Origin of the sequence: Rhizobium leguminosarum bv. viciae (assembly GCF_012276115.1) — a bacterium.
In the GTDB taxonomy this organism is placed as follows: Bacteria; Pseudomonadota; Alphaproteobacteria; order Rhizobiales; family Rhizobiaceae; genus Rhizobium; species Rhizobium leguminosarum_T.
Genome location: NZ_WIEU01000008.1, coordinates 67,964 through 93,903 on the forward strand (window position 1 = coordinate 67,964; position 25,940 = coordinate 93,903).

Sequence of the window (25,940 nt, forward strand, 5' to 3'; positions counted from 1 at the left end):
GCTGCCTCCAGAACTGATGGGCCGAGCTTAGCTCCCGCGCGCGGCGAGGGAAGCTTGTTACCGTTACAATGGACGTAACAATGGGTCTTCCGCCGTCGGATTGAGATCGGGCAAGGCGCGTTTCGGTGGCCGACCATCGGCCACCGGCAAGGTGATCGCCGACGCTAGCGCCGCCCGGTCCAACTGCATGTCGCGGGACCTGAAGAGCCGACGTTCGAGGATGGCGACTTGAGCCGAGAGACGCGGACAGGCCTGTGCCTCCACCCACACAGAAACCGTTCGATATCCCAGAGTACCGCTCCAGTCCTGAAGCCCTCGATAGACCGCGAGCTCGTCACCTGCTCGAATGATCGTTCGAATCCGACTAAGCCGACGCCGCGGAGAATTCCTGCGCCGCTGGCGCACGCGTGCCGCCCAGGTACGGATTGCCGATAACCGCCACCAGGCGAAAGCCGCGACCGCCAAATCGATTGCGCATAGCAAGATGACCAAAAGCCAGCCTCTCCACACGCGGCTCGCAGGCGCATTCTCGCGTTGAAGCTCAGGCTGGATGCGTTCGGCAACTGCAGCCGGCGCGACGACGACGTCAGTGACGGGGAGGGTCGCGGCTGACAAGACGTGCTCGTCCACGTCGAACCACGGATAGGTGATCGCCGGAAGTGGAAAGCGTCCCGTGTCGGAGACAGTATAGACGACCGTCTCGCTCCGCGTGCTCCCAGTTTCGGCGCTGCGGCCGATCCCTCTCTGCTCGACGTCGTCTGCAAGTACCGCCGGCTTTTCGTACCGCGCCAACCCCGCTGTCGTTCCGAATGCGACCGGAGGTATCAGCATCGCCTGTGTGTCCTCCGCGAAGATAACGACCGTCCTCACCAGAGCGTCGCCTACCTTCAGGCTCGCCGGGTCCCTGTCGAAGGACTCCGTCATCATCAGGCCGCGCGCGGCGAATGGCGTGGCGGCCGGGTTGGAGGAAACGCCGACGTCGAAGGAGGGAAGGGCGATCTTCACAATCGCCTTCGTCGAATTGCCATTGGACGAGTAGCCGAGATCGATTTCGACCACCGGAAGCTGGAAGGACCCCGCCTTTTCCGGAACGACCGCGTAGCTCCTCCTGATCCCCGAATACTGAAGGCCGTCGATCGTCTGAACCAGGTTCTGGGTGCGGTCGTCGGACATCGTCACGAGAGCGTCCGGAACGTCGAAGAGCGGAAACTGCGGTGGCGATGTGAAGAATTCCGGCGCGAACACGTCGACGACGACGTGCACCTGCTGGCCGGGAACGATGCCTTCGGCGCCTTCGATCGACGCGCGCCCGAACGGCTCGGCTGCGAAGACGTATGTAGAAATCAGCAGACCGATCAGGAGCACGAGCAATCTCATTGCGACTTCCTTCCCGCCTCGATCGAGAATTTGCGCGCCATCAGGTCGGCTGGGCTGACGTTGATGTTCTTCATCCACGTCTCGGAGGTCTGTTCGGCGACGTTGATCGTGCCTTCCTTGCCCTGCTTTCCCTTGTCGTCGAACTGGACGCTGTCGGGCGCCTCGCTCGGCTGCTCCGGCTGTTCTTCCTGCTTTTCCTTCTGGGTCTTGAGGAGCTGCTGCGCGATGGCAAGGTTTGCGAGCGCCGCCGCCCAATCCTTCCGCTTCTCAAGCGCCTTGCCGTACGCCGCGACGGCCTCGTCGTACATGCCCAGATGCAGAAAGGCGTTGCCCTGATCGTACCAGCTCTCGGCTGTCTCCACGGCGGCAAGCGCGTCCACCGCCTCCCGGAATTTGCCGGCTCGATAAAGGGCGACGCCTTTCCACATCGGGTCGACGAAGTGCCCAGCAGCGTCGTCGAACTCGCCGCGTTCGAAGGCGATCCGGCCCTGCTGGTCGTGGGTCAGCCACATGTCCATCAGACCGTCGGCACGTGCGCTGTCTGGCGAGAACATAGGCACCGCCAACAGCAAGGCACTGGCGCGGACCACCCACCCTTTGCGGAACGACAACGCCATGGCGACCGCCAAGGGCAGGATCAACCACCAGCCCAGGTCGTGCCAGCGGTCGCCTTCCTTGGCCTGCTTCTGCGCGAAATTCGAGCGCACCCGCTCCGCTATCCACCGCACGTCAGTGTCGTCATCGGTCACCGTCGCGACGTCGGCTCCGGTCTCCTTTCCGATTTTCTCCAGCCTGGCTAGGTCGAGCTTCGAGAACAGGCGTGAACCGGAAGCGTCGGAAACGAATCCTCCTTCGGGCGTCTTCACCGGACCGCCGGCCGACGTGCCGACGCCAAGGATGACGATGCCGTTCGAATTGGATTCGATCGCCTTCGAAGCCGCGTCTTCGACGCCGTCGGTCAGCAGCAGGATCGTGCCGGCGACCCCTTCTTTGTCCATAAGACTTTGCCCCAGCCGCAGGGCGGCTGCCGTGTCCTTGCCGGGCGTCGGCATGATGCGCGTCGCCAATGCCTCGGAGTAACTTTCGAGCAAGGCGGCGTCCTCTGTCGGTGGCAGGACGAGATGGGCGGTGCCCGCATAGGCGACGATCGCAGTCCGGGCACCTTGTCTCGTATCGATCACGTCCTTGATCTTCAGCTTGGCGCGCTCGATCCGCGATGGGGTCACGTCGATGGCGTCCATTGTCTGCGACAGATCAACTGCGATGACGAGAGGCGCCGTGTCCTCGACGAAGGGCGGCGGTTCGCGCTGCCACGTCGGGCCTGCCGCGCCGACGATCCCGGCGACGAGAATTCCAGCGAGAACCCACGGCGGCCGAATCCTCGAACCTTTCGACCCGTCGACCATCAGGCTGTCGAGCAGATGCGGCGAGATCATGCCCCTCCATTGCGACCGGACGTCGCCCGAGCGGGAGGCCAGCCAGAGGATCAGAACCGGAAGCGGCAGGAGGAAGAGAAGCAATGGGCGGATGAAATGGAAGTCCGTGATCATGCGGCGGCTCTCCTGCGCATAACCCCCACCGCGCCAGCCAGCGCGTGGTATCCGGATAGCACAAGCACGGCGGCGAGCAACGGCCATTGGAACAGCTCTGCTCGCGGCTGCCAGGACAGGTTCTTCTGATCTTCCGGCGTGATCTGGTCGAGCGCGTCGTAGATCGCCGCGAGCTGCGCCTGGTCACCGCCGAAGAAGTAGCGGCCGCCCGTGCTCGCGGCGATCTTCTGCAGCGTCGCCGTGTCGAGCTTGTCCTCGCCCGTCGCCGCAGGGTCTCCGATACCCACCGCGTGGACGATCACGCCCTTCGACTTCGCGATCTCGGCCGCCTTCAGGGGCGGCATCCGGCTCGCGGTATCGTTGCCGTCCGTCAGAACGATCAGCACCTTCTCCGGAACGGTCGTCTTCTCGAACATCTTGATCGCTAGCCCAAGCGCGTCCCCGAGCGACGTCCTCGGTCCCGCCATCCCCGGCACGGCGTCCGCAATCATCGTCTGGATCAACGCGTGATCCATGGTGAAGGGGGCGAGCGGGTAGGGGGCATCACCAAAGGCGACGAGGCCGATCCGGTCGCCGGGCCTCATGCCGACGAAGTCCGCCACCACCTGCTTAACGGCTCCGACACGGGCAAACGGCCTCCCGTCCGCGCCGGGGAAATCCTTCGTGTCCATCGACTGCGAAAGGTCGAGCGCCAGCAGGATGTCACGCTGCGGTTCGACCTTCTCGATCGGCGGCTCGACGAACTGCGGACGGGCGAGCGCCAACACGACGAGGCACCACGCGGTTCCTTCGCACATGACCTGTAGCCACGTCCTGCGCGCAATCACCGATCCATCGGTCGGACGAACGCCGGCCGCCGCGGCGACCTGCGAGAAGAAGGGCAGCCTGATCGAGGCGGACGTTTCCCGATGCGGCGGGAGCAGCCACCAGACCAGCAGCGGAGCTGGGAGTGCAAGCAGCAGCCAGGGGAGATCAAGCTGGTACATGGTGGTGCTCGACCCAGTCTCGGGCGGCGACCACGAGATCGCCGCAGACGTTCGACGGAAGGTCGGCGACTACCTCCGCACCGTGGTATTCAAAGTCGTCCAGCAGCCGTTCGAGAGCATGCCCCGCACCATCGACATCATGCTCTTCAAGAAAGCGGGTCCAGGCGTTGGCCGAAAGCGAGGCAACTTCGGTACGGGGCCACGCCGCCAGCGCCGTTCGTTTTAGGACTTCGCCAAGTTCTCGAATGCCATCGCGCCGGGTCGGAGGGTTTCGAAGCTGCCCGTCGATGACGTTCAGGAGGGCCAAGGCTTCTCTCCGGTATGCGTTTGCACGATAACGCAAGATCCATCGGATCCCGGTCAGAGCCAACATCACGAGAAGGGCGCCCGCAAGAACGCCCCACCCCCATGTCTGCGGCATCCATGACACCGGTTCGGGCGTCGCGATGTCGTGCAGCGATCGCAGTGCCGCTTCCGTTATCGGATCGGGTTCCATCATCGCCTCCTCTGCCGCCAGGCAGACTGCTCCAGCAGACGCCGAAGCTGGGGTGCGGTCTCTTCCGCAGCCGAAATGGGCAGCATGGGAAGACCAAGTTCGGTCTGCCATGCACGAAGTTCCCTTCCGCGATTGCGGGCGAACGCGTCGATCGAGGATCGGACGCTTGCTGTTCGAAGAGCCAGCTCGGCCTGCGGGCCGCCGCCGCTCACGACGATGTCGCCCGAGGTCGGCAGCTCGAGAAGAAAGGGATCGTAGACGAGCAGGCAGATCACGTCGTTGCGGCTGGACAGCCTCAGCAGGATGTCTCGCGTCGTCGCGGTGTGGCCGTCGAAGTCGGAGACGACGACCACCAGATGGTCGTGGTGGGCGATACTTGCGACCGCCGATAAAACCTTGTCCAATGCTTGCGGGTCAGGCTCGCCTTTGCTGTCTGCGCGCAGGCTGGCGTTCTGCAGTGCGATTTTCTCCGCAAAGGCAATCACCGCATTGCGGCTGCGATGCGGTTTTACCTCGCTCGTTACGCTTTCGCCGAAGACGAAGCCGCCGACCCGGTCGCCGGAGCCCAGTATGCGCCAGGCGCAGAGCATCGCGGCTTCCGCTGCCGTTACCGATTTCATCGAGCGCCTGCTGCCGAAGAACATATTGATCCGCTGGTCGACGATGATCAGCGCGGGCCGCTCCTTTTCCTCGGAGTAGACGCGGACCACCGGTCTGCTGGTTCGCGCGGTGACGCGCCAGTCGATGGAGCGGATGTCGTCGCCGGGCAGATAGTCGCGCAGTTCTTCGAAGATCAGTCCCCGGCCGCGCATCGCCGACTGCATGCGGCCTGCAAGCTGCTGGTGGCTGCGCGCCTTCTGGACGAAGCTCAGATCTCGGGCTCTCGCTTCGAGCGCGACCAGTTCGTCCGTCGAAACATAGACGCCCGCATCGCTCATGAGACCGCCACCAGTTCGACGATGCGGTCGATGACCTTGTCCGGCGTGGTGTTCGACGCATGCGCCTCGTAGGACAGGAGCAGCCTGTGGCGAAAGACGTCGTTGACGATCGCCTTGACGTCATCAGGGGTGACATAATCGCGCCCCTTCAGCCACGCATAGGATCGCGAAACCTTGTCGAGGCCGATCACACCGCGGGGGCTGGCGCCGACCTGCAGCAGCCTCGCGAGATCCTTGTCGTAGCGGTCGGGATAACGCGTGGCAAAAACGAGCGCCACCATGTACTTCTCGACGGGTTCGGAAACGGTAACAGTGCCGATCTCCTTCCGGGCGTCGAATACCGCCTGTGGGCTCAGCTTCTCCGGCAACGGCGGCTTCGTGCCGCCATGCGCCTGGTTTTCCTCGTCGCGGTTGAGCCGCATGATGGCTGCCTCCGACGTCTCGTCGGGATAGCCGACCTCGACATGCATCAGGAAGCGGTCGAGCTGAGCTTCGGGGAGGGGGTAGGTGCCTTCCTGCTCGATGGGATTTTGCGTCGCCATCACCATGAACAGCGGCGGCAGCGGATAGCTCTTGCCGCCAACGGTGACCTGGCGTTCCTCCATGGCCTCGAGCAGCGCGGATTGCACCTTGGCCGGCGCGCGGTTGATCTCGTCCGCCAGAATGAGATTGGCGAAGATCGGCCCCTGCTGGAACTTGAATTCGCCCTTGCCGCCCTCGCTGAAGTAGATCTCGGAGCCGGTGATGTCGGCCGGCAGCAGGTCGGGGGTGAATTGAACGCGTGAAAGCTCTGCATCAAGGTTCCTCGCCAGGCTCTTGATTGCTCTGGTTTTTGCGAGACCGGGAAGTCCCTCGACCAGCAGATGACCATTGGCGAGCAGCCCGAGGAGCAGCCGCTCGACCATCGCCTCTTGGCCGATGATCGACTTGCCTATGCGGCGGCCGAGCTGAAGAATGTCTTCACGAGCTGACATCGCGCTCCCTACGATTACGAGGATAGGCGCGCCGAAACCCGGCGCGCCCATATTGGGCTACTTCTCGATGCCGCGATCCTTGAAGGACTGGTCGATCGCCTTGTCGACCTGGTCGCGCACTCCTTCGATGTTGAAGCTGGCGACCCGCTGGCTCGGTGGATATTTGACGAACGTCTCGAGGAAGGCAGCGCCCTGCAACTGACCCTTTACAAGGAGGTAGTCGTTGCGAACGACGAAGTCGTTATATTGGTCGGACACGACGTCGGCCCGCTCGTAGGGATCCATGCGGAGATTGAACAGCTTCGGGATCCGCCAGGTGACGAGTGGGTTCTGCCAGACCGCAAATCCGCCGGGGAGCTGCTGCTCTTTGAACACGACCTTCCAGTCGTCGTAACGCGTCGCAACCAGTTCGCCGTCGTCGTCGAAGTAGTAGAAGTCGCTGCGAGCGCTCTTGTCGGTCTTGCCGGTGAGGTAGTCGAGCTGATTGTAGCCGTCGAGGTGGTTGCGGAAGCTGGCGGCACTTCCTTCCGGTTTCCAGCCACTCAGGAGGCGGCTTTTGACGTCGGGATCACCCGCGGCCGCAAGCAGTGTCGGAAACCAGTCGAGGCCGGACATCATGCCGTTCGAGACCTGGCCCGGCTGGATGTGGCCCGGCCATTTCACGATGGCGGGCACGCGGAATGCGCCTTCCCAGTTCGTGTCCTTCTCGCTCCTGAACGGCGTTGTCGCGGCATCTGGCCAGGACCATTGGTTCGGCCCGTTGTCGGTCGTGTAGACAACGATAGTGTTGTCGGCGACCCCTAGTTCCTCCAGCTTCTGTAGAATCTTTCCGACCATCTGGTCATGCTCGACCATACCGTCGGCATACTCGTTGCCGATCATGCCGCTCTGGCCACGCATCGACTCCCGCACGTGCGTGAAGACGTGCATGCGGGTCGCGTTCATCCAAGTAAAGAACGGCTTCTTCGCCTTTACCTGGCGGTCCATGAAGTCCATCGCCGCGGCGCTGGTCTCGTCGTCGATGGTTTCCATCCGCTTCTTGGTCAGCGGGCCGCTATCCTCGATCTTGCCGTCGGCCGACGCCTTGATGACGCCGCGCGGAGAATAAGCCTTCAGAAACTCGGCGTCGTCCTTCGGCCAATAGGGCGCTTCCGGCTCCTCCTCGGCGTTCAGATGGTAGAGGTTGCCGAAGAACTCGTCGAAGCCGTGCTTGGTCGGAAGATATTCGTCCCGATCGCCAAGATGGTTTTTGCCGAACTGCCCGGTCGCATAACCAAGGGGCTTCAGCGCCTGAGCGATCGTGATGTCGCCGGCCTGCAGGCCGACCGGAGCACCGGGTGCGCCAACCTTGCAGAGACCGGTGCGCAGGCATGTCTGGCCGGTGATGAAGGTCGAGCGGCCCGCCGTGCAACTGTTCTCGGCATAGTAGTCGGTGAACATCATGCCTGATTTGGCGATGCTGTCGATGTTCGGCGTCTTGTAGCCGACGACGCCGAAGGAATAGGCGCTGATATTGGTCTGCCCGACGTCGTCGCCGAAAATGACGAGGATGTTCGGCTTTGAATTTTCACTCGTGGCGGGCGGTGTCGCCGTCGCGGGCGCGGCCTGCTGTGCGAAGGCGGGCGCGACGATGACGGTCGAGGTCATGGTCATCGCGACCGCGGCCGTGGCTGCAAGAAGTCTTCGGTGGATGGGCGTACTCATCACGAGGTTCCTTTCTACTTGCGAATGCGTCAGGGCTTGTCAGGCGGAATGCGTAGTTTTCGTCGGGTTCCTATACGCCGGGATACTGCGTCACGCGCGGCGAGCGGGTAAGCTTGTAACAGTTACATTGCGGGCAGCCGGGGGTAACAATCCGCCCCACCCGAGCCTGCTATTGTGTCAGGGGCTTCGACTGGCGATCGTTGTGCAGGCTGTCTTCCAGCTCCGTTCCTGTCGGCTGCTGCCTTCTTGCCGGCTGTTCGATAATGGTCAGTGGTGCTGCGACCGCAGCGCCCGCGACCGTGCCGACGGCGCGCGCTGTCCCGCCCACGACGGCGGCGACGCCCTGTCCGAGAGAAATGTTGGAATCCGTGAGCGTTTGCCCGGTCATCAGACGCTGGCCTATGAGCTGGACGATGCCGGGACTTTCGGCGAACTTGCCATGGTGGAGGCTGTCGCCGGTCTTCACCTTCGTGAGGTCGATCGCGGTGATCCCTGCCTTCTCCAGCCGGGACCGGTAAGGCTCCTTCGACGGGTCTATGGCGCCGAGCCGCGACACATTGCCGGTGATGAAGCTCGACGCCGCGAGCGCACGGTCGTCCTGGGAGACGAAGATGGTGAACTTCGGTTTCGGGTCTCCCATCTCGACGAACTGCTTGGCGAACACCTGGATGTCGATGTCGGGGGAAGCAAGGATGACGTTGTGTATCTTGGCGTTGACGTGGCCGTCGCGGATGCCCATCTGCCGCAGCGATTCCATCGCCAGCCACGTTCCCATGGAATGCGCGAGGATGGTGATGTCCTTCACGGCAGGATCGGCGGCGAGGACCCGCAGGGACTGCTCGAGCGCCGTGCGCGAATAATTCGTGCTCTCCTTGTCGTATTCGTATCCGGTCAGCTGCGCGCGTGACGGCCAGGTGAAGAGGATCGGTGTCGCCTGCATGCCGCTGTCGTGGACGATCTGGGCGAGACGGAAGACCGAGTCTTCGTATTTGTTGTTGAATCCATGGATGAAGACCAGCGCATGCCCGCCCTGGATATGCTGTCGGAACCATGCGCGGCCTTCAGGAATGGTGTCGATCTGCTTAACCCGTGTGACGGCAAAGTCCGTGGCGGGGTTGGGCGGCAGCCGCTGTGGCCACTGGACGGTGCCCGGCTCGCGCTTCGGTGGAATGGACACCGCGACGTCGGTCATGAAGGGCTTGGGGCTTCGTTCGCCGTTGAACAGCGTGGCCGGATCGCCCGACGGCTGTCTGGTCGTTGCGACCAGCATGTCGACCTGCGCGGTTCTGGGCGCCGTCGCAGTCAGCGCCACAGGCTGCATGACGCCGCTCGGGTGTCCGCAGGCGTAAAGCCCCGGCAGGAGAACCAGCAGCGCGATCAGTCGAAGCGATGTCGCCCGGGACATGATCGATCCTTATTGCGCCGCGATGTTCATCGGCTTGGTGATCGACAAGGGCATCGAGATCGTCAGATAGACGGCGTCTCCCTCGGCGCGGTTTTCGACGGCGAATTCGTGGAAATACTTGATCCGGGTCGATATCGGCACTTCCCCCGCTTTGAACGTCCAGCCAATGGTGGCTCCGATGGCCGCGACGCGCCCCTTGAAGTCGCTTGACGCACCGGCACCGCTGTCGCCGGTCACCTGGTCGTAGTAGTAGCCGACGAGGCCGGCGTCGAACTGCTCGTTGAAGTGCTGGACGGCCGCCCACTCGACATGGAACTCGTTGCCCGTGCGGTAGTCGGTGGCGGGGTTCTCGGCATTGAACGTCATGCCGACCACCGCCGACAGGTCTAGGCCGACCGTCGGATCGAGCCAGGTCACGCCTGCCGAGACGTCGGCGCCCCAGTGGTGAAAGGCTATGTTCGATATCTCGCCATCCTGATAGTCGCCGATCGGCACGTTGACCAGTAAGCTGGTCTGCCAATGGAAATTCCCGGTCTCCCAGCCAAGGAGGGCGCCAACGACTGGGTCACCAACGGTGAAGACTGGATCGGAAATCGATCCGGACGCCGTTCCGCCTCGTGGTCCCGCCAGCGTCACGTCGGCGTCGGTATTCTTCCAGCCGACAGGGACGGTCAGCGTCAGCCCGAGGTGACCACCCGCCACATCTTCCGGAAGGATCCAGAGCATGGTAGGCACCTCAATGATGGCCGATCCTTCGACGCCGACCGCCAGCCGACCGCCGGAAGGAAGCGCGCTCCCACCGCCGAGATCCCCCGTGTACATGTAGATGTCGTTGGAGAAGAACACGCCGGGAGGCGGCGTGATCGCACTTGCGGGAAGCTTTGCGCCAAGCAGATAGAAGCCCGCGCCGCCCTCGGCCGCCATCGCAAGCGAAGGAAGCAACGTCGTCGCTGCGACGAAGGCCAGGCGTCTGCCAAATTCAGAGGTCATCGAAGTTCACAATCTCCAAGATTTCTAAGAGTCTTAGCGTCTGCGGAAGTGCCCGCCGCCACCGCCGTGGAAGCCGCCACCGCCGCGGTGGGAGCCACTGAATTCGCGGCCGCCACCACCGCCGCCGATCTGCCGTCCGCCGCCGAACTGGCCGATGTCGCGGCGTCCGTAGCTTCGCGATAGATCGCGCTGGTTGCCGACATGCCGAGCGACGCGGTCGACGCCGAGATTGTCGGGGGCGCGTTCGCGGACCTGCCGCCGAGGAGCGGCGCTCTGGTGAGTCTGGACCCGGTTCTGGACTCGTTCCTTCGCGGCCGGATTGTTCTGCACCCGGTCCTGGATGTCTTGCGCCCGTTCGGGAGCGTTCTGGCGGATGCGGTCGGCGGCCTCCGGATGCTTCGACGAGAAATGCTCGCCGGCGATTTTCAGCCCTTCGGTAGCTGGTCGGTTCACAGGATCCCAGCCATCGGGCGTATGCTTCTGCCATTCGCCGTTCTCGCGGCGATAGACGTTGCCGTCGCGCCCCGCATAGATGTCGCCACCCTTGCCGCCGGCGATGAAGCCGCGATCGCCCGAGGAGTTACGCCAGTGCAGACCCGCGGCATTCCCCGTGGACCCGCCGCTGATACGGGCGAACTCGCCGCCGTGCTTGACGGCCGCCGTGCCCCACGAGCCGTAGACGTTCGTCCCGCCGCGCGCCGCGACGGCGTTTCCGGTCCGTGGATTGAATGCGGCGACGAAGCCGCGCGAACCCGCCGGCCCGGAGATCGCGCCGCCGCGGACATAGGTTCCCGTGCGCGGATTATACGCCGCCCCGCCAGCGATTCCGCGATAGGGACCGTAGGCGTAGCCGTAGCGGCCGAAGGTGCCGAAGGCAGGATTGTAGAAGGCGCCGACCCCGTAGGTGACGGGCCTGGGATAATAGGGCCAGTAACCGCCCGCCCAGCCGAAGTCCCACCAGGGCCGGTAGGCCCATCCGGTTCCCCAGACGAGGGCGTCCCATGCGAGATAGGCCCCGAGGTAGCCCGCGGTATAGCCGTACCAGACGGCATCAGGCTCCGTGTCGTAGACCCTGACATAGGTGACGTTGTAGACGGGGGAAGACGCCGGGATCTTGTAGACTTCGTCCGCAACGGCTTTCGCCACTTCGAAGGGTCCGGCCGGCGTGTCGCCGACGAACCAGACCCCATCCTTCAGCACGAAATATTTTTCGCCGACCTTGATGACCTGTTCGTTCGAGTTCACCGCATAGGAGAGACTGGTGCCGTCGATTGTCTCGAACTTCGGATCGCCGCTGTAGGCGACGTCGACCTTGACGGTTCCGTCGGTCGCGACGCGGGCCATCTGAGGGATGCTCGCCTTTAGGCGCGCCTCGGCGCTTTCCGACGTTCCCGGCACCGACGCTCGGACGGCGTAGTAGGGCGCGTCCTGCGGAATGTTCTGGAAGTCGGCAGGCAGGTTCGGCGTCGCAAACGTCCAGGGCCCGTCGAGCGACGGCGCCGAGAACCAGCGGCCCGAAAGCAGCACGTACCATGTCGCGTCGAACGGGCGGTAGAAGACGTCGCTGGTCGTGTTCGAGGCCCATTCCAGTCCTGTGCCGGACACTTTCTGCAGTGCGGGCTTTCCTTCGAACAAGAGGAGTTCGGCCGGCACGTCCGAATAGAAGACCCTGGGGACTCCGCTTTCGCCGAATTTCACCGGGGGCAGGGCCGCCTTCACGCCCTTCCATGCGTCGTCGTCGGGCAGGCTGGATATCTCGGATGGCAGCGCATCGGCTTCCGTCCATTCGCCGTCGAGGCTCGTCCCCGTCAGCCAGTTATTCTCGCTCCTGAGATAGTAGGCCTTGTCGGCATCGGTCTGGAAGATGTCCCAGTTGGTGTTGACGACGAAGGAGAGGCCCTGCACGCCCTTGACTGGTGAAACCACTGCCTTCCCGTCGGTCTGCACGAGAATGGCGGAGGTTTCACTCGTGAAGATCGGCGGCGGATCCGCCTTGAGCCCGGAGACATCGTTCAGCCGCTTGTAGTCGGCGAGGCTCGCCGTAAGGCGGTCCTGCGAGACCATTATCGGATCCGTCGGCATGATCCTGCCGACGCCGAGCGCCAGTTTTGAAAGCTGCTCCTTGTCAAGCGTCGAGAAGTACACCGCGGTCGTCTGGACGTCTGTCAGCACGATGTTGTCGGTCTCGTCGTCGGCAACCGTCTTCGCCGTGACGCCGATCACGCCGTAGACCGGCTGGGCGTCCTTCGAGAGCTTGAGTTCCGCGGCGATGAGAGCGTCGAGCTTGGTGAAGTTCGGCCAGTCGATCACCTGCGGCTGGAATAGGGTCAGCGCCGCCCCGTCATCCGCCGTGAACGTCTTCGGCCATGTCGGGGTCTCGGCCGAAGCCTGGCTGAGATAACGCCCGCTGACGAAGCCGTTTTGCCCCCCGAAATCAACCGCGCACCAAGCGCCGCTCGCATCGCATTCCTTGAGATCGATCTGGGTGCCCTCCGGAACCTTTCCGACCGCCGCGAACCCGGTGCCCGGTCCTGAACGCAGATTGACGGCCGCAGTCACGACCGCAGGATCGGCCAGCACGTTGCCTGCAAGAAAGGTGGAGGCGACTGAGAAGACAAGCAGCTTGCGCATCATGGCGGCCTTTCGACGTCATCGCCCGCGTTCTGCGGACCCGTCGAAGGAATGCCATCGGAGCCTGTCGGACAAGGATGTTACTGTTACATCGCGCCGTTGCTGGCGAGTTCGGGCATCTTGAGGCCGGCTTCCAGAATGCCTGCGCGCAACGCGTCCCTGAGATTACTGTCGTAGCGCGCTCCGGAGAACATCGCGGCGACCGTCCGATCGAGATCGGGATGCTGCAACCGGGCTGCGGCTATCTCCTGCTCCGTCACCGGCCGATCGCCGAGGCGGGCGATGGCGGCCAGCTTCAAAACCGTCGTCGGCGCGTCCGATGCCGGAACCTGCCGTGCGAGGAACACGGCTTGCGCGTAACGTTCCTGGCGGTATTCGTCGAGGATCAAGACGAAGCTGGCATCTCGAATGGGCTGGCCGGCGATCTCCGCAGCGTGTCTGGCAAGCTGCACGCCCTCTTCCCAGTGCCCCGTAAGGAAGACGACCATCGAAAGCTTGGCGTGCAGGTCGGCATTCTCAGGGTTTAGCGCAACGCCGCGGCGGCCGGCCGCTATCGAGATCTCGTTCTGTCCGAGCTGATACTGCACACCCAGTTGGGCCAATGCCGCTCTTGGCGAGGACGGCGAGAGCGTCGCTGACCGGTTCGCCAATTCCAGGCCCCGGCCGAAGTAACTGTCGTCGCCGGTTGCGCGGCCGATCCAGACAAAGACGCGCGCAAGCGTCGCCATCGCATCTGAGTCCGTGGGGTCCGCAGCGATCGTGGCCGCCAGGCATGAGCGGGCGGCCCTCAGGTCGGCGGCGTCGCGTTGCTCGACTGCGAACTCGCCTCTGAGGACGCACACGTTGCCGATCGTCGACGCCGGTAGATTGCGCCTAAGCTCGATCGCATTGATGATTCCGGCCGGTCTTGCCAGCCTTCGAGAGACTGCAAAGACCAGGTCGCGCATCGCCTCGTCGCGCGTTCCGGCCGCGACCGGACGCCGCTCCTCGTCGGTCCACACGGCCTCGCCGCTTGTGTCGTCGGCGACCTGCCACCACAGCGAGACCGAACTCTCGTCCTCGGCGTAACGCATCTTGATGTCGTAAAAACTCTGCTCCATCGTAACTCTCGAGCCGGAGGGACCGGACTTTAGCCGGACGGTGCCAAAACGTGCGAGGGACACGGCGAGATCTTCCATGACCGCTTCGCCAGCCGCCCTGTCTTTTTGCGAGGCGTTTATCGACAGCGCGACGAACGGCTTCTGTGTGTGGACGGGGGAGGGACCCACGCTGTTGACGACGCCGTATGCGCCCAGGCAGACCACGCAGAGCCCCATCAAACCCGCCGCTAGATAGCGCCACCCGGTCGCAGAGACCGCCGGAGCTTTTGCGGTCGGCAATACGACGGCATCCGGAGAAGGCTCCGCATAGGACGCATTCTCGTCGACGCTTTCCAATTCCGCCAGCGGGCAGGGCGGATGGTCGCGTTCAACGAACACCGGAACATAGCGACCGCGGGGTATGTCGAGCCTCGCGCCCGGTTCGTCGCCAAGATCCTCATAGTATTTCTGGAGGGTTTCACGCAGCCTTGTCGCCTCGATGCGGACGATCGGGTCGGATGAGGGGTCGAAGGACGCCGGCCGGTTGAATACGTCGATCGCGACGGAGTAGGCCTTGACCGTGTCGCTGCGCCCCTCGAAAAGGGCGTCTGTGATGTAACGCAGGAAGGCCCGATGCCTGTCGGATACATGGAGCCTTGGATCGGCCAACAGCCGCTCCGTTTCAACACGCGCCCTGTCTTCGGAGACCAAGCGTGCCCCGCTGCTCACGCCGTTCGCTGCCATCCCGCACCTCACGCCCGTCGATCCATAAGCAGAGGCGAATATGGGCGATGTCACCAAAAGTTGCAATCTCGTTTGCTTGCATGGTCAACAAATACTTGCCGTTGGGCTCATCTTGTTCGCGCCGTCGGCGCGAGACAGCGGGTCTGGATGTCCTTTTCGAGCTCGAGGCACACGTTGCGGTACTCTTCAACGAGACCATCCTCTCCTGCGCTCGACTTTCGCGTCAGACGTTCGAAAGTGGTGGTCGCAGCCTCGTAGGCCTCGCACAGTGCTTCAAGCGAAGTGTCCGTCCGCCATAGGACTTGGAGCTGCCCGCGCACTGCCGGGAGCCGCAGCATCAGCTTCAACAGTCCTCGGTGTGCTGCGTCGCGAACAGTATCCATTTCTTGCAGGCTTTCCTTTATCTATAGGAGCCGTGCGGGAGGGGCGGGCTGTCTTCCATTCTCGCTTCAGTCAATCGAAGAAAGCGAGATTGTTACTGTAACAATGATCCGCTCCTATTGCCGGCGGCCGCGTTGTTACAGTTACGGACTGGGCCGCAAGAAGGTTTCGTGCTGCAGTGGCGGCGATCCATCCGGAGGCTCTATGCGCACGTTCTTTTCCAACGTTTCGTTGGGGCTTGTAGCTCTCTTCGTCGCCCCTCCGGTGCTAGCCCAGGAGGCGCACGACGCCGTCAACGAGGCCAATAACCCGCTGACGCCGAAGATCACCATCAACCTTCAGGACTACTATATTCCGAGCTTCATCGACACGCCGGGAGAGCCCGAGGCGAACCAGTTTCTGCTGCGCGGTCTCATCCCATCGGACATGTTCGGGCTGCCGCAGCTTCTTCGCTTTACACTCCCGATCGCCACGTCCCCCGACGTTCCAAGCGGATATGTCACGGGGCTCGGTGACCTCACGCTGATGGATCTCTTCATCCTGCCGAAGCATGGAGATGTCACCCTCGGCGTTGGCCCGCTCCTCGTCGTTCCCACAGCCACGGACGAGTCCCTTGGAAGCGGCAAATGGCAGATCGGAGCGGCGGGCGTCGTCGTCGCACCTCAAAGGTGGGGACTCCTCGGCGCGCTTGCGACCTATCAGGCGTCCTTCGCCGGCGTGGACGACCGGGAGGATGTCAGCCTTCTGACCTTCCAGCCGATCCTCAACATCAACCTGTCGGACGGCTGGTATCTGCGTTCGTCGGCAACGTGGAACTTCAATCTCGAGAGCGGCAACTCCTACATCCCCATGGGCGCGGGCGTCGGCAAGGTGTTCCAGCTCGATAAGGGCGTGACGATGAACGCCTTCCTCGAGCCTCAGTATACGGTCTGGCACGACGGACCGGGTGCGCCTCGCTGGCAGATCTTCGCCGGCGTCAATTTCCAGTTTCCGGTCGGACGGTAACATCCGACGCAATTCAGGAGCATCCCATGCTGAAAACGGTCTTTGCGCTTCTCATGCTTTCGGCCGCCACGACCACCGCCGCAGCGTTCACTCCTGAGGAGTTGGCGTCCCGCACGGTCGAGCGGCGCGCCGTCGAGGCCGTCATTTGGGGTATCCCGGCGGTCAACTACGACCTGATGCTCCAGGAGATGCTGACCAAGACGAAGGGCAAGGTGAACCAGATCCTCTACTGGTCGCGACCGCTCGACTGGCACAACCAGACCCTGACGCCCAATCCGGACGCCATCTATCTGATGGCATTCACCGACACCAAGAGCGTGGGTCCCGTCGTGATCGAGGTGCCCCCCGCCGAGGGAGGCTCGATCAACGGCAACATCGTCAATGTCTGGCAGATGGCCCTTGAAGATGCAGGCCCGTCCGGCGCCGACCAGGGCAAGGGCGGCAAATATCTTGTGCTTCCGCCGGGATACAAGGACAAGGTCCCGAACGGGTACATCCCGCTCCAGTCCGATACCTTCGGCGGGTACGCGCTTCTGCGATCGAACCTTGCCAGCCATAGCGACGCCGACATTGCCAAGTCCGTCGAATACGCCAAGCGACTGAAGGTCTATCCGCTGTCGGAGGCTGGCAACCCACCCGAGACGGTCTTCACCGACGCCAAGGACATCGTCTTCGATTCCACCATCAAATACGACGAAAGTTTCTTCAAGTCGCTCGACCGGGTGGTGCAGTACGAACCGTGGCTATCGCGCGACCGAGCGATGATCGACCAACTCCGGTCGCTCGGCATCGAGAAGGGTAAGACATTTGCCCCAACGCCGGCGGTTGCGAAACAGCTCGAAGCAGGCGTGAAGGAGGGCAAGGAATGGCTCGCGGAGAAGTACGATAGCGGGCTGGTCCCCTTCTACGAAAACAGCCGGTGGAACTTCGCGGGCAGCCCCGAACTGGTGAAGAGCGCCCAGGCTGGATATGACGAGCCCGAAGCCTATCCGGTCGATCTGCGCGGCGTCGCCTACAGCTACGCCTTCGTCGGCCTCAAGCGGATGGGGACCGGTCAGTTCTACCTGATCTCCATCAAGGACAAGGCCGGTTATGACTTCGACGGTTCCAAGACATACCGGCTGGCCGTTCCGGCCGACGTTCCCGTGAAGCAGTACTGGTCGCTGACCGCCTATGATCGGGAAACGCATGCGCTGATCCGAAACATGGACCGCGCCAGCCGGTCGTCCCAGATCGCCGACCTGAAGAAGAACAAGGACGGCACGGTCGATATCTTCCTCGGTCCGAAGGCACCGAAAGGGGAGGAGGCGAACTGGATCCCGACCGATCCCGAGCGGAAGTTCGAAGTCATGTTCCGTCTTTACGCTCCCACCAAGGCATTGTTCGACAAGAGCTGGGTGCTCCCGGATCTCGAGCGGATGCGCTAGAAGCGCAAGGAGGACCAACATGAGAAGCTTCGTTGTCGCAGCCGCCGCCGCGCTGGTCATAGGCACAACGGCCTCTGCCAAGGACGTTCTAACCGGGCCGGTCAGGACGCATATCGGACCTGTCGAACTGCAAGGAGGATATCCGAGCACGAAGTCCGTGGGCAAGCTCTATGACGAGCTCGACTTCCAGCGTGCCACGCAGGCCTACATATGGGCGACGCCGCTCGTTGCGATGGAGGCGCTAAGGTTAGCGAACACACGCGACTGGGGCGTCGACTACAACGACGTCGGGCTCGTTGATGGAAATACGACCCCGGTCGTCAGCGCCCTTACGGGCAACAACACCACCATCTACGCGGCCGTCTTCACCGATCTTGAGCGGGACGGGCCCGTCGTCATCGACTCCCCCGTCGGCGTCTACGGCGTGATTGACGATTTCTGGCAACGACCGGTTGTGGAGGTCGGTCCGTTCGGTCCCGACAAGGGCAAGGGTGGTAAGTTCCTGCTGCTGCCGCCGGGCTACGACGGCCCCGTTCCAGACGGCTATCTCGCCGCGAAGTCGAAGACGAACCAGACGATGTTCATCGGCCGCGCCTTCGTAAAGGACGGAGACACCAAGTCGGCGGTGGACACGCTCGCTCGGATCAAGGTCTACCCGCTGTCTAAGGCCGAGCGTCCTCCTGAAACGCGTGTGGTCCGGGCTGGCGACCGACCGCTTAATTCGATCGCCCCGAAAGGCTTCGGCTACTGGGAATTCCTCTCCGACGCTTTCGACAAAGAACCGGTCGAGGAACGAGATCGCTTCTTCCATGCGATGCTGAAGCCGCTTGGCATCGAGAAAGGGAAGCCCTTCAAGCCGGACGACCGGCAGAAGAAGATCCTGACGGAAGCGGCGGACGTGGGCTTTCTGATGGCTCAGACGCTCAGCATGGCCCCGCGGCTGACCGATTGCCTGGGACAGGGAAGTGCTTTTCAGGGCACCGTGGTCTGTGCTGTGTGGCTCTTCCAATAGGTATCAATGATGTTGCGACAGTTCCGAATGACATGTTCGCCAACCTCCGGGTTTCCTCCCCGCAGCGTATCCGGATTGCCTCCGCAAAGGCGCACGAATGTTGCCTGCTGAACCGCGAACATGAAGTAGCCTTCACTGGTCGGTTCAAATTCCAAACCAGCGTATTGCACGTTCCTCGTGACTTCGGCTGTCGCATCGGAGATGGCGCGTGACACCTTCTCAAGCATCGTCTGTTCGGCCGCTTGCTGGATGGCTAGGAAGGAGCGCTCCTGCGGTGTGGGAATGGGGCAACTGTCGGTGTTCACTACATTCTCCTTGGGATGCTGAGATTCTGATTGCATTAAGGCGGTCACAGGCTTTGGCCATGGGTCGGTCGTTGCTAAACGCGACTAGCCTTTGCATCGTAATGCAGCCGTGGTAGGCGCCAGAGTCATTCCAGGATGGCAGTGACACGGATCTCAATTCGCATGGCGGGGAGCCCAAGGGCTTCCACACCGGTCTGCGTCCAGATCGGAGCTCGATCGGGCATGTACTCACGGAAAAGACCGGCAATCGTTTCGTTCACGATCGGTGGAAAGCCTCCGACGTGATAAGAGTTGACATGGACGACATCCTTCCAGTCCGCGCCAGCCGTGGCCAAGGTTCGCCGGACATTCTCAAATGCTCTCTCGATCTCGGTCACGATTGACTCCGGAATTTCGAGTTCATCGTTCCATCCGCCCTGGCCGGAGATCTCGATGCGATCACCAATCTTGAGCGCTTGTGAAAAGTGCAAAAGCTCATGGAATTTCTGCCCGTATCCGGCCGTGACGAAAAGTTCAGGCTTTGCCATTGAGGTCTCCTATTGTGAGGAAGGTATAAGCATGGAGATGGCGCCCACCGAGATGGTGTGTTGCCGGTTAGTCCGGGCGATCGAAAAGGTGGGCACCATCGCTCCATCAGAATCTTGCACGAGCAAGTCAGGCGATTGCACCGCCGTCTGCGGTGAGAATAGCGCCCGTGATGACACTCGCGGCCGGGCTTGCGAGAAATACCACAGCGTTGGCAATCTCCCGCGGTTCGCCGTAGCGTCCCAAGGAGGTCAAGCTTTTCTGCAAGTCTGCAGCCGGGCCGTCCGCCGGGTTGCTTTCAGTATCGGTTGCTCCGGGTTGCACGAGATTGACGGTGATACCACTTGGACCAAGTTCACGCGAAAGACCGCGTGTGAAGGATGTGAGTGCTGCCTTGGACATTGCATAGGGTGTTATGCCGGGAAACGGTACCCGCTCGCCCAGAGCCGAGCCGATTGTGACGATGCGGCCGCCTTTGCCGAGATGCGGGATGACGGCTTTCGCGAACAGGACCGGAGCTCGTACATTGACATCCATCAAGGTCTGATACGCTGAGACATCCAGGTCGACGATCATGCCGTTGTGGCCAATCGCGGCGCTGTTCACAAGGATGTCTAGCCCCCCCAAAGCGGAGACGGCCTCGCTTACTGAGCTAGCAATTGCCTCGGGGTCGGCGCTGTCCGCTTGGATTGCAGCCACGCGACGCCCCATCTTTTCGATCGCTTCGGTTACCTTCGAGGCTTTTTCGGCGGAGCGTTGGTAGGTGAACGCGACATCCGCGCCGTTTTCTGCCAGCGCCAATGCGATCGCAGCACCAATGCCTCGCGACCCGCCAGTTACCAGTGCGCGTTTGCCTTCAAGATTGATCATGTATCTGTTCCTTTCCACCAGGATAAGTTGATGTGTTTCAAGTTATTTGCGAAGGACACCGTCGGATCCAACCGAACAAGCGAACACTATTTCGCGGGGATTGCTGGCATCCTGTAGGTGCCAGACGTGCAAAACTCCGTTGCTTGAACAGGAACACTTGGAATAGGTCGTAAAACCCGTACCTGTCCTCCCCGTGAAGCTTCGCGATTGTCCGCTTTTCAGTGGCCACTTGAGCCAAGCCCGACGACGACAGTCGTATCGAGCTTAGACATGTCTGATCAGGAAGCTCCGGATGAACTGAGCGATCTCATCCGCATGTGTTTCCAAGGCAAAATGGCCGGTATCGAGCAGATGGACCTCCGCGGTGGGCAGGTCACGCTTATAGGCCTCAGCACCCGCGGGTACGAATGCTGGGTCATGTCTGCCCCAGACCGCCAGGAACGGTGGCAGGTGATCCCGAAAATACGCCTGAAACTCCGGATACCGGTCGATGTTTGTTCTGTAGTCGAGGATTAGATCCAGTTGAATGTCTTCAGCACCCGGCCGCGACATGAACGCGATATCAAGTTGATAACCATCGGGTGAAAGACGCTCCTTTGATGTCCCGGTGCGGTATTGCCAGTTCTCGATCACCTCAGGAGACAGAGATGCCCGACATGCCTCTCTGTTTTGAGCGGAGGGGTCACGCCAATATGCCTCCCACGCAGTCCATGCATCACTGAACCCTTCGATGTAGGCGTTGCCATTCTGGCTGATGATGGCGGAGATTCGGTCCGGATTGGCCGTCGCCATCCTGAACCCGATCGGTGCACCATAGTCGAAAACGTAAAGTGCATAGCGGCTGAGGCCGAGTGCCTCTGTGAAGCCCGTCATGACAGCGGCGAGTTTATCGAATGTGTAAGGGAATTCTCCACGTGCAGGTGAACTCGTTCGACCGAACCCGGGAAGGTCTGGTGCGATGACGCGGTATCGATCTGCCAACAGCGGGATCAGATCACGGAACATGTGGCTGGATGACGGAAAACCGTGGAGCAGAAGAAGGACTGGTGCTTCCTTTGAACCGGCCTCTCTGTAGAAAACCTCGACGTCTTGTACCTGTTGCGTTTTGTAGCTTACGGCCATTTTAGAACTCCTTCTCAAAGGATTCGACAAACCAACAGTCGCGAATGAAGGTAAAATACGACCGAACGGTCGGTTGTCAACCCCTTAGATTTCCTGTATCAAATGCGGAGAACCCTGGCGAGGAGAAGACGTATGAAAGTCATGAGAGAAACGATCGTATCGACTGCGAGGGAGTTGTTTCGATCAAAAGGTTATGCAGGCGCGTCGATGAATGACCTCGCGGATGCCGTGGGCCTGAAGAAATCATCGCTGTACGTCCGCTTCCCCAATAAGGAAGCTCTCGTTCCGGCGGTACTTGATCTCACTTTGCAAGAGACATTCGGTCAAAGAGACTCAGCCTCCGGGCAATGGGATGATGAATTCGTCGAGGTCATCGAATTTATCGCGACCACTCTCACTGATCGCGGCAGATGCGTAGGTCTGCATCTAGCCTACGGCACAAGTGACGAGACCCCGATTGCGAAGCATGCCGTTCGAGCATTTTTTCAAGCGCATCGCGATCATCTGTCGAGCATCCTGTCCCGCGCCATGCCTGTCGATGTAGCTCGCGACATTGCGACTGACACGTTAGCCCGTTTGGAAGGCGCCACGGCTTTTGTTGCGATATTCGGCGAGAAGGATGCCATGAAACGAGCGGTTCGCCTTTCCATCGAAGAAGCTAAAAATGCAGCCGCTGCGAAGTCACTGTCTAGCCGATAACGCCTAAGCCGTGCCGGTTAGGCGCCATCGCTCCTGCGAAAGGTGAGCAAGCGCATGCAGGATCAGGATTGTTTTTTCGGCGTTGTTTTGCCGAAAACTGACCGAAGTTTCGTTCAGTTCGCCTAGCGATTACTTGCTGCCCGAAACCTATTACATCAAGTTAGTGATCGTTGCCGCGAGGCAGACCTACATTCAGACAGTGATTTCGGACCCGTCTGGGTTCGCTTTGATGGAATACTCGCCACCGTTTCTGAAACTGCGGACCGTTGCGAAAGTATCTTCCATAAACTGCACATAAGACAGCTTGCCGTTCTCACCGCGCGCCAGAACCGAAAAGGGCGACGTCACCGTATTGCCCAAAACGTTTGATGTGTAGGTGAACGTGCCGAAGATCGCTGCTCCGTTCTTATTTTCGAAGCTGTCCTGAATTTCGAAGTTGTCTGTCGTCCAGTAACGGCCGACATCGATAAAAGTCTGAACCAGCCCTTCGGTACCTTCGTTGGTACCGGCCCAAGGCATGATCCGCTTCAGCTCCGCGTGCTCATAGTTCAGCGAAACATAAATGAAATCGTCCGTCGTGAATTGTTTTACGAAATCCAGGTCAGTCGGGTTCGACAGGATCGACTGCAATACCCCCAACGGTGACTTGGGGGATGCAGGCTCGGCTTTAGACAACTTCTTAGCGTGCGCATTGATAGACATCGTATATTCCTCCTTCTAAGTGACTTTGGGAATTGAGGTGTCAGCGTTGCGCCAACCCCGGCTTGAGCGCGATGTGCTTGTGTTCGATGAAATCGTCCAGCGCGGCCAGACCGTTCAAGCGGCCAACGCCAGACTGCTTGAATCCGCCCTCCTCGGTACCGTCGTAGACCTTCGCCCAGTCATTGATCCACACCGAGCCCGCTTCGAGCGCCTGCGCGACGCGCAAGGATCGATCTACATCGCGTGTCCAGATGCTGGCTGACAGTCCGTACTCATTGTCGTTGGCAAGACGGATCGCTTCCGCCTCGTCAGAGAACCGCTGAATCGTCAGCACTGGGCCAAAAGTCTCCTCCTGTACGATAGCAAGACTGTTGTCGGAGACTTCCAGAAGGGCCGGGCGGAAGAAAGCGCCGTTTGCAAGGGGACCCACATTGATGGGTCCGCCCCGCTCGACGACCTTCGCGCCGGCTGCGATAGCGGCCTCGACCACACCATCGACCCGCGCAACGTTAGCGCGGTCGATCAGCGGGCCCATATCGCTGGAGGGGTCGGCGGCGGGGCCAACCTTGACGTTGCGCAATCTCTCCGCCAAGCCGTTGCGCACGGCCTCATATTTTCCATCCTGCACGAGCAAGCGGGACCCCGTCATGCAGAACTGACCGCTGAAGACAGTCAGCGCCTTTTCCAGTGCCGGCAAGGCGGCATCAAGGTCTGCATCGTCAAAGACGATCATCGGCGTCTTGCCGCCGAGCTCCATTCCGAAACGTTTGAGGTATCTCGCGCCGGCGCTGCTAATGGCTCGGCCGGTACGGGTAGATCCGGTGAAACTGACGACTGGAACCTCCGGCGAGTCCACGAGATAAGCGGAGCCCTCAGGACCGCTTTCGAAAAACAGATTGATCACGCCATTCGGAAGATCCTCTGCTTCCGCCATAATCTCGGCCATGACGCTTGCCGTCTGTGCGACTTGTGCCGGGAGTTTGATGACGGTGGTGCAACCAGCAGCGAGCGCTGGGGCGAGTGATCGGATCGTCAGAATAACCGGAGAGTTCCAAGGTGCAATGACCGCCGCGACTCCCATCGGTTGCCGAAGGATCACGGAGATGCTCCCGGGCTTTGGTGTCAATGCCCGTCCACCTTCGACCAGGGCAGTGGCTGCCGAGTAGCGGAGTTTGCTCGCAACCATGTCCAGCTCGAATGCAGCTTCAGCCTTTACCTTGCCGTTCTCCAACGACAGAATTTCGAGTAGTCTGTCGCGATTGCGTTCGAAGGCGCACGCTAGTTGGTCGAGCACACCAGCCCGTAATTCATGATCATGCGCCCACATTGTTTCGCGAAAGGCTTTAGAGGCTGCTGCCACCGCAAATTTCGCTGCCTCAAGGCCGTAGTCGGGGTAGTGGCCGATTACGTTATAAGTCGCTGGGTCTATTGACTGTTTCAACTGACCTTCTTGGCATTGAGATCCGCTGATCCAATTGAAGGCTTTGCGGCTCGGTATGTTGTCGAGGGGCATCGTCATATCTGTGGATCCTTCCGCTTTCGAGTATCCGTCCGGAAAGGACGAGGCTAGAGCCGGTTACGTGATTGCCACTGCACCATTACCTGTTCGATTTTGCCGACAATTGTCCTGACTGCGGGTTGGCTAACGTTGGTGACAATTGGCACAACCATGAGCGTTGCGCCCAGTACTCGCAGCGGCATTGGCCAATCCTGCATGCAGTCGCCTACAATCCAAACAATCAGAAGGACGCTTGGGTAGACGGCGAGCCACACCATCGCAGTCGTTTTCAGGCGTTCGAATATTACCTGCCGCAATCCTGTCATTGCTTGCTTGATCCTTTACCCGGCGCGTTGAATGATCAACGACGGGGGACACGTGCATGAGTGTGAGACATGATTACTTCCTCCCAATGCTTAGCTCGACGTTCTAGTAGCGGTCTGCGCGAACAGTTGCTGTTGATATTGGAGAATCACGGCTGTTGACGGAATGGGGGTCTTCGTCGCATCATACCGGACATAATGTCTTCAATCGTCTCGATAGAATCCCTTAGCGGCCTCGTCGCGTTTTCAGTCGCCGTCGAAACCGGAAGTTTTGCGGCTGCGGGAAGGAAGCTTGGTCTGTCTGCATCGGCCGTGGGAAAGGCGGTGGAGCGACTTGAGGCGCGTCTAGGCCTGCGATTGCTGAACCGTACGACCAGATCGCTAGCCGTGACCGGGGAAGGCGACATTCTATATCGATACGTCGCCCGCATATTGAAAGAACTGCATGACGCTGAGCAAGAGCTTCACTTGGTTCAAAAGGCACCCCGAGGCCGCATTAAGGTGAGTGTGCCCACAGTCTTAGGTCGCAAGATCATCATGCCGGCGCTCCTCGATTTTCGCATCCGCTTTCCAGATGTGACGACCGAGATCAGCCTCGATGACGTCAAGGTTGATATTATCAATGGTGGGTATGACGTGGTGCTGCGGCTAGGTGAGCTGGACGATTCGACGTTACGCGCACGGAGGATCGGACCACACACATTCATAACGTGCGCCTCGCCGGAATATCTTGCACACCGCGGCACCCCGCAAACTCCGTCAGATCTCCATAATCACTGCTGTGTTTTTTATCGTTTTCCAACCACCGGTCGCCCGGAAGTTTGGGCGTTCAAAAATTCACTCCAACTAACGCCAATCAAGCCCTCTGTCGTTTTAAATGACGGCGAGGCACTTGCATCCGCCGCACTGGGTGGCTTGGGGATTATTCAGGCGCCGAGCTATCTCGTAAGCGAAGACATTGCGGCGGGACGGCTTCAAGCTGTCCTCGCAGATTACACGGACGAACGTGGCAGCGTTTCGCTCGTCTGGCCCCCTATGTCGGCACGAGCGCCCAAAGTTCGCGCCTTCATTGATTTCATGGCCGAGCGCGTTTCCCAAAAGCTTTATTGAGTCGGCACCCAAGACTTCTGTCCACTGCTATGGGACGGTTTGCTGTTTAGGATCGGTCTCATGGGAAATGCTTTTTAATTCAAGCCA

At 60.9% G+C, this 25,940-nt stretch carries 22 protein-coding genes; 5 read left to right on the forward strand and 17 right to left on the reverse strand.

Annotated features, from left to right (window positions below; all coding sequences use genetic code 11):
- Positions 1–63 precede the first annotated feature (63 nt).
- The 11 genes from GFM02_RS16235 to GFM02_RS16285 form a co-directional block, all read right to left on the reverse strand.
- Complete coding sequence (locus GFM02_RS16235; RefSeq protein WP_168322164.1) at positions 64–1,377, reverse strand: BatD family protein; 1,314 nt, start codon at positions 1,375–1,377, stop codon at positions 64–66.
- Positions 1,374–2,927 carry a VWA domain-containing protein gene (locus GFM02_RS16240; RefSeq protein WP_168322165.1) on the reverse strand — a complete coding sequence of 518 codons (1,554 nt, stop codon included), beginning with the start codon at positions 2,925–2,927 and terminating at the stop codon, positions 1,374–1,376. The genes GFM02_RS16235 and GFM02_RS16240 overlap by 4 nt, the downstream gene beginning before the upstream one ends.
- Positions 2,924–3,913, reverse strand: a complete 990-nt coding sequence (locus GFM02_RS16245) for a vWA domain-containing protein (protein ID WP_168322166.1) — start codon at positions 3,911–3,913, stop codon at positions 2,924–2,926. Before GFM02_RS16245 ends, GFM02_RS16240 begins: the two co-directional genes overlap by 4 nt.
- Complete coding sequence (locus GFM02_RS16250) at positions 3,900–4,409, reverse strand: DUF4381 domain-containing protein (protein WP_168322167.1); 510 nt, start codon at positions 4,407–4,409, stop codon at positions 3,900–3,902. The genes GFM02_RS16245 and GFM02_RS16250 overlap by 14 nt, the downstream gene beginning before the upstream one ends.
- Positions 4,409–5,347: a DUF58 domain-containing protein gene (locus tag GFM02_RS16255; RefSeq protein ID WP_168322168.1), complete on the reverse strand. Its 939-nt coding sequence runs from the start codon at positions 5,345–5,347 to the stop codon at positions 4,409–4,411. The genes GFM02_RS16250 and GFM02_RS16255 overlap by 1 nt, the downstream gene beginning before the upstream one ends.
- On the reverse strand, positions 5,344–6,321 hold the full coding sequence (locus GFM02_RS16260; protein ID WP_168322169.1) for an AAA family ATPase: 978 nt from the start codon (positions 6,319–6,321) through the stop codon (positions 5,344–5,346). The genes GFM02_RS16255 and GFM02_RS16260 overlap by 4 nt, the downstream gene beginning before the upstream one ends.
- Positions 6,322–6,378: 57 nt before the next feature.
- Positions 6,379–8,025 (reverse strand): arylsulfatase, encoded by a 1,647-nt coding sequence (locus GFM02_RS16265; RefSeq protein WP_168322170.1) that lies wholly within the window; start codon positions 8,023–8,025, stop codon positions 6,379–6,381.
- A gap of 169 nt (positions 8,026–8,194) precedes the next feature.
- Positions 8,195–9,430, reverse strand: coding sequence for an alpha/beta hydrolase (locus GFM02_RS16270; protein ID WP_168322171.1), 1,236 nt, complete (start codon positions 9,428–9,430; stop codon positions 8,195–8,197).
- 9 nt (positions 9,431–9,439) lie between these two features.
- On the reverse strand, positions 9,440–10,420 hold the full coding sequence (locus GFM02_RS16275) for a SphA family protein (protein WP_168322172.1): 981 nt from the start codon (positions 10,418–10,420) through the stop codon (positions 9,440–9,442).
- Between the two features lie 33 nt (positions 10,421–10,453).
- On the reverse strand, positions 10,454–13,054 hold the full coding sequence (locus tag GFM02_RS16280; RefSeq protein WP_168322173.1) for an SH3 domain-containing protein: 2,601 nt from the start codon (positions 13,052–13,054) through the stop codon (positions 10,454–10,456).
- An 83-nt stretch (positions 13,055–13,137) separates the two neighbouring features.
- Positions 13,138–14,874: a hypothetical protein gene (locus GFM02_RS16285; RefSeq protein WP_168322174.1), complete on the reverse strand. Its 1,737-nt coding sequence runs from the start codon at positions 14,872–14,874 to the stop codon at positions 13,138–13,140.
- A 585-nt stretch (positions 14,875–15,459) separates the two neighbouring features.
- Between GFM02_RS16285 and GFM02_RS16290 the strand changes: the two genes are divergently transcribed.
- Genes GFM02_RS16290 through GFM02_RS16300 form a run of 3 tightly spaced genes read left to right on the forward strand, consistent with a single transcriptional unit; the run spans position 15,460 to position 18,699 of the window.
- Positions 15,460–16,260 carry a hypothetical protein gene (locus GFM02_RS16290; RefSeq protein ID WP_168322175.1) on the forward strand — a complete coding sequence of 267 codons (801 nt, stop codon included), beginning with the start codon at positions 15,460–15,462 and terminating at the stop codon, positions 16,258–16,260.
- A gap of 26 nt (positions 16,261–16,286) precedes the next feature.
- Positions 16,287–17,687 carry a DUF1254 domain-containing protein gene (locus tag GFM02_RS16295; protein WP_168322176.1) on the forward strand — a complete coding sequence of 467 codons (1,401 nt, stop codon included), beginning with the start codon at positions 16,287–16,289 and terminating at the stop codon, positions 17,685–17,687.
- A 19-nt stretch (positions 17,688–17,706) separates the two neighbouring features.
- Positions 17,707–18,699: a DUF1254 domain-containing protein gene (locus GFM02_RS16300; RefSeq protein ID WP_168322177.1), complete on the forward strand. Its 993-nt coding sequence runs from the start codon at positions 17,707–17,709 to the stop codon at positions 18,697–18,699.
- Here the strand turns inward: GFM02_RS16300 and GFM02_RS16305 are convergent.
- The 4 genes from GFM02_RS16305 to GFM02_RS16320 form a co-directional block, all read right to left on the reverse strand.
- Positions 18,660–19,004: a hypothetical protein gene (locus GFM02_RS16305; protein ID WP_131664146.1), complete on the reverse strand. Its 345-nt coding sequence runs from the start codon at positions 19,002–19,004 to the stop codon at positions 18,660–18,662. The genes GFM02_RS16300 and GFM02_RS16305 overlap by 40 nt on opposite strands.
- Positions 19,005–19,129: 125 nt before the next feature.
- Positions 19,130–19,531: a RidA family protein gene (locus GFM02_RS16310; protein ID WP_128406154.1), complete on the reverse strand. Its 402-nt coding sequence runs from the start codon at positions 19,529–19,531 to the stop codon at positions 19,130–19,132.
- A gap of 127 nt (positions 19,532–19,658) precedes the next feature.
- On the reverse strand, positions 19,659–20,399 hold the full coding sequence (locus GFM02_RS16315; protein WP_017957030.1) for an SDR family NAD(P)-dependent oxidoreductase: 741 nt from the start codon (positions 20,397–20,399) through the stop codon (positions 19,659–19,661).
- A 264-nt stretch (positions 20,400–20,663) separates the two neighbouring features.
- On the reverse strand, positions 20,664–21,521 hold the full coding sequence (locus GFM02_RS16320) for an alpha/beta fold hydrolase (protein ID WP_168322178.1): 858 nt from the start codon (positions 21,519–21,521) through the stop codon (positions 20,664–20,666).
- Positions 21,522–21,653: 132 nt separating this feature from the next.
- Here GFM02_RS16320 and GFM02_RS16325 point away from each other — a divergent pair, with 132 nt between their 5' ends.
- Entirely contained in the window at positions 21,654–22,220 is a 567-nt protein-coding gene (locus GFM02_RS16325) for a TetR/AcrR family transcriptional regulator (RefSeq protein ID WP_017957028.1), read from the forward strand.
- 192 nt (positions 22,221–22,412) lie between these two features.
- On the opposite strand, the gene GFM02_RS16330 is transcribed toward GFM02_RS16325, so the two are convergent.
- Both GFM02_RS16330 and GFM02_RS16335 read right to left on the reverse strand, forming a co-directional pair.
- A complete protein-coding gene (locus tag GFM02_RS16330) occupies positions 22,413–22,922 on the reverse strand; it encodes a nuclear transport factor 2 family protein (RefSeq protein ID WP_131642986.1) in 510 nt (169 codons plus the stop codon).
- 40 nt (positions 22,923–22,962) lie between these two features.
- Complete coding sequence (locus GFM02_RS16335) at positions 22,963–24,441, reverse strand: aldehyde dehydrogenase family protein (protein ID WP_205930339.1); 1,479 nt, start codon at positions 24,439–24,441, stop codon at positions 22,963–22,965.
- Positions 24,442–24,941: 500 nt separating this feature from the next.
- Here GFM02_RS16335 and GFM02_RS16340 point away from each other — a divergent pair, with 500 nt between their 5' ends.
- Entirely contained in the window at positions 24,942–25,853 is a 912-nt protein-coding gene (locus tag GFM02_RS16340) for a LysR family transcriptional regulator (protein WP_131642984.1), read from the forward strand.
- Positions 25,854–25,940: the final 87 nt, after the last annotated feature.

What these genes read in the sequence shown, in the direction of transcription:
- GFM02_RS16235 (WP_168322164.1), bottom strand. Translation starts at nt 1,377, where the DNA reads ATGAGATTGCTCGTGCTCCTGATCGGTCTGCTGATTTCTACATACGTC.
- GFM02_RS16240 (WP_168322165.1), bottom strand. Translation starts at nt 2,927, where the DNA reads ATGATCACGGACTTCCATTTCATCCGCCCATTGCTTCTCTTCCTCCTG.
- GFM02_RS16245 (WP_168322166.1), bottom strand. Translation starts at nt 3,913, where the DNA reads ATGTACCAGCTTGATCTCCCCTGGCTGCTGCTTGCACTCCCAGCTCCG.
- GFM02_RS16250 (WP_168322167.1), bottom strand. Translation starts at nt 4,409, where the DNA reads ATGGAACCCGATCCGATAACGGAAGCGGCACTGCGATCGCTGCACGAC.
- GFM02_RS16255 (WP_168322168.1), bottom strand. Translation starts at nt 5,347, where the DNA reads ATGAGCGATGCGGGCGTCTATGTTTCGACGGACGAACTGGTCGCGCTC.
- GFM02_RS16260 (WP_168322169.1), bottom strand. Translation starts at nt 6,321, where the DNA reads ATGTCAGCTCGTGAAGACATTCTTCAGCTCGGCCGCCGCATAGGCAAG.
- GFM02_RS16265 (WP_168322170.1), bottom strand. Translation starts at nt 8,025, where the DNA reads ATGAGTACGCCCATCCACCGAAGACTTCTTGCAGCCACGGCCGCGGTC.
- GFM02_RS16270 (WP_168322171.1), bottom strand. Translation starts at nt 9,430, where the DNA reads ATGTCCCGGGCGACATCGCTTCGACTGATCGCGCTGCTGGTTCTCCTG.
- GFM02_RS16275 (WP_168322172.1), bottom strand. Translation starts at nt 10,420, where the DNA reads ATGACCTCTGAATTTGGCAGACGCCTGGCCTTCGTCGCAGCGACGACG.
- GFM02_RS16280 (WP_168322173.1), bottom strand. Translation starts at nt 13,054, where the DNA reads ATGATGCGCAAGCTGCTTGTCTTCTCAGTCGCCTCCACCTTTCTTGCA.
- GFM02_RS16285 (WP_168322174.1), bottom strand. Translation starts at nt 14,874, where the DNA reads ATGGCAGCGAACGGCGTGAGCAGCGGGGCACGCTTGGTCTCCGAAGAC.
- GFM02_RS16290 (WP_168322175.1), top strand. Translation starts at nt 15,460, where the DNA reads ATGCGCACGTTCTTTTCCAACGTTTCGTTGGGGCTTGTAGCTCTCTTC.
- GFM02_RS16295 (WP_168322176.1), top strand. Translation starts at nt 16,287, where the DNA reads ATGCTGAAAACGGTCTTTGCGCTTCTCATGCTTTCGGCCGCCACGACC.
- GFM02_RS16300 (WP_168322177.1), top strand. Translation starts at nt 17,707, where the DNA reads ATGAGAAGCTTCGTTGTCGCAGCCGCCGCCGCGCTGGTCATAGGCACA.
- GFM02_RS16310 (WP_128406154.1), bottom strand. Translation starts at nt 19,531, where the DNA reads ATGGCAAAGCCTGAACTTTTCGTCACGGCCGGATACGGGCAGAAATTC.
- GFM02_RS16315 (WP_017957030.1), bottom strand. Translation starts at nt 20,399, where the DNA reads ATGATCAATCTTGAAGGCAAACGCGCACTGGTAACTGGCGGGTCGCGA.
- GFM02_RS16320 (WP_168322178.1), bottom strand. Translation starts at nt 21,521, where the DNA reads ATGGCCGTAAGCTACAAAACGCAACAGGTACAAGACGTCGAGGTTTTC.
- GFM02_RS16325 (WP_017957028.1), top strand. Translation starts at nt 21,654, where the DNA reads ATGAAAGTCATGAGAGAAACGATCGTATCGACTGCGAGGGAGTTGTTT.
- GFM02_RS16330 (WP_131642986.1), bottom strand. Translation starts at nt 22,922, where the DNA reads ATGTCTATCAATGCGCACGCTAAGAAGTTGTCTAAAGCCGAGCCTGCA.
- GFM02_RS16335 (WP_205930339.1), bottom strand. Translation starts at nt 24,441, where the DNA reads ATGACGATGCCCCTCGACAACATACCGAGCCGCAAAGCCTTCAATTGG.
- GFM02_RS16340 (WP_131642984.1), top strand. Translation starts at nt 24,942, where the DNA reads ATGTCTTCAATCGTCTCGATAGAATCCCTTAGCGGCCTCGTCGCGTTT.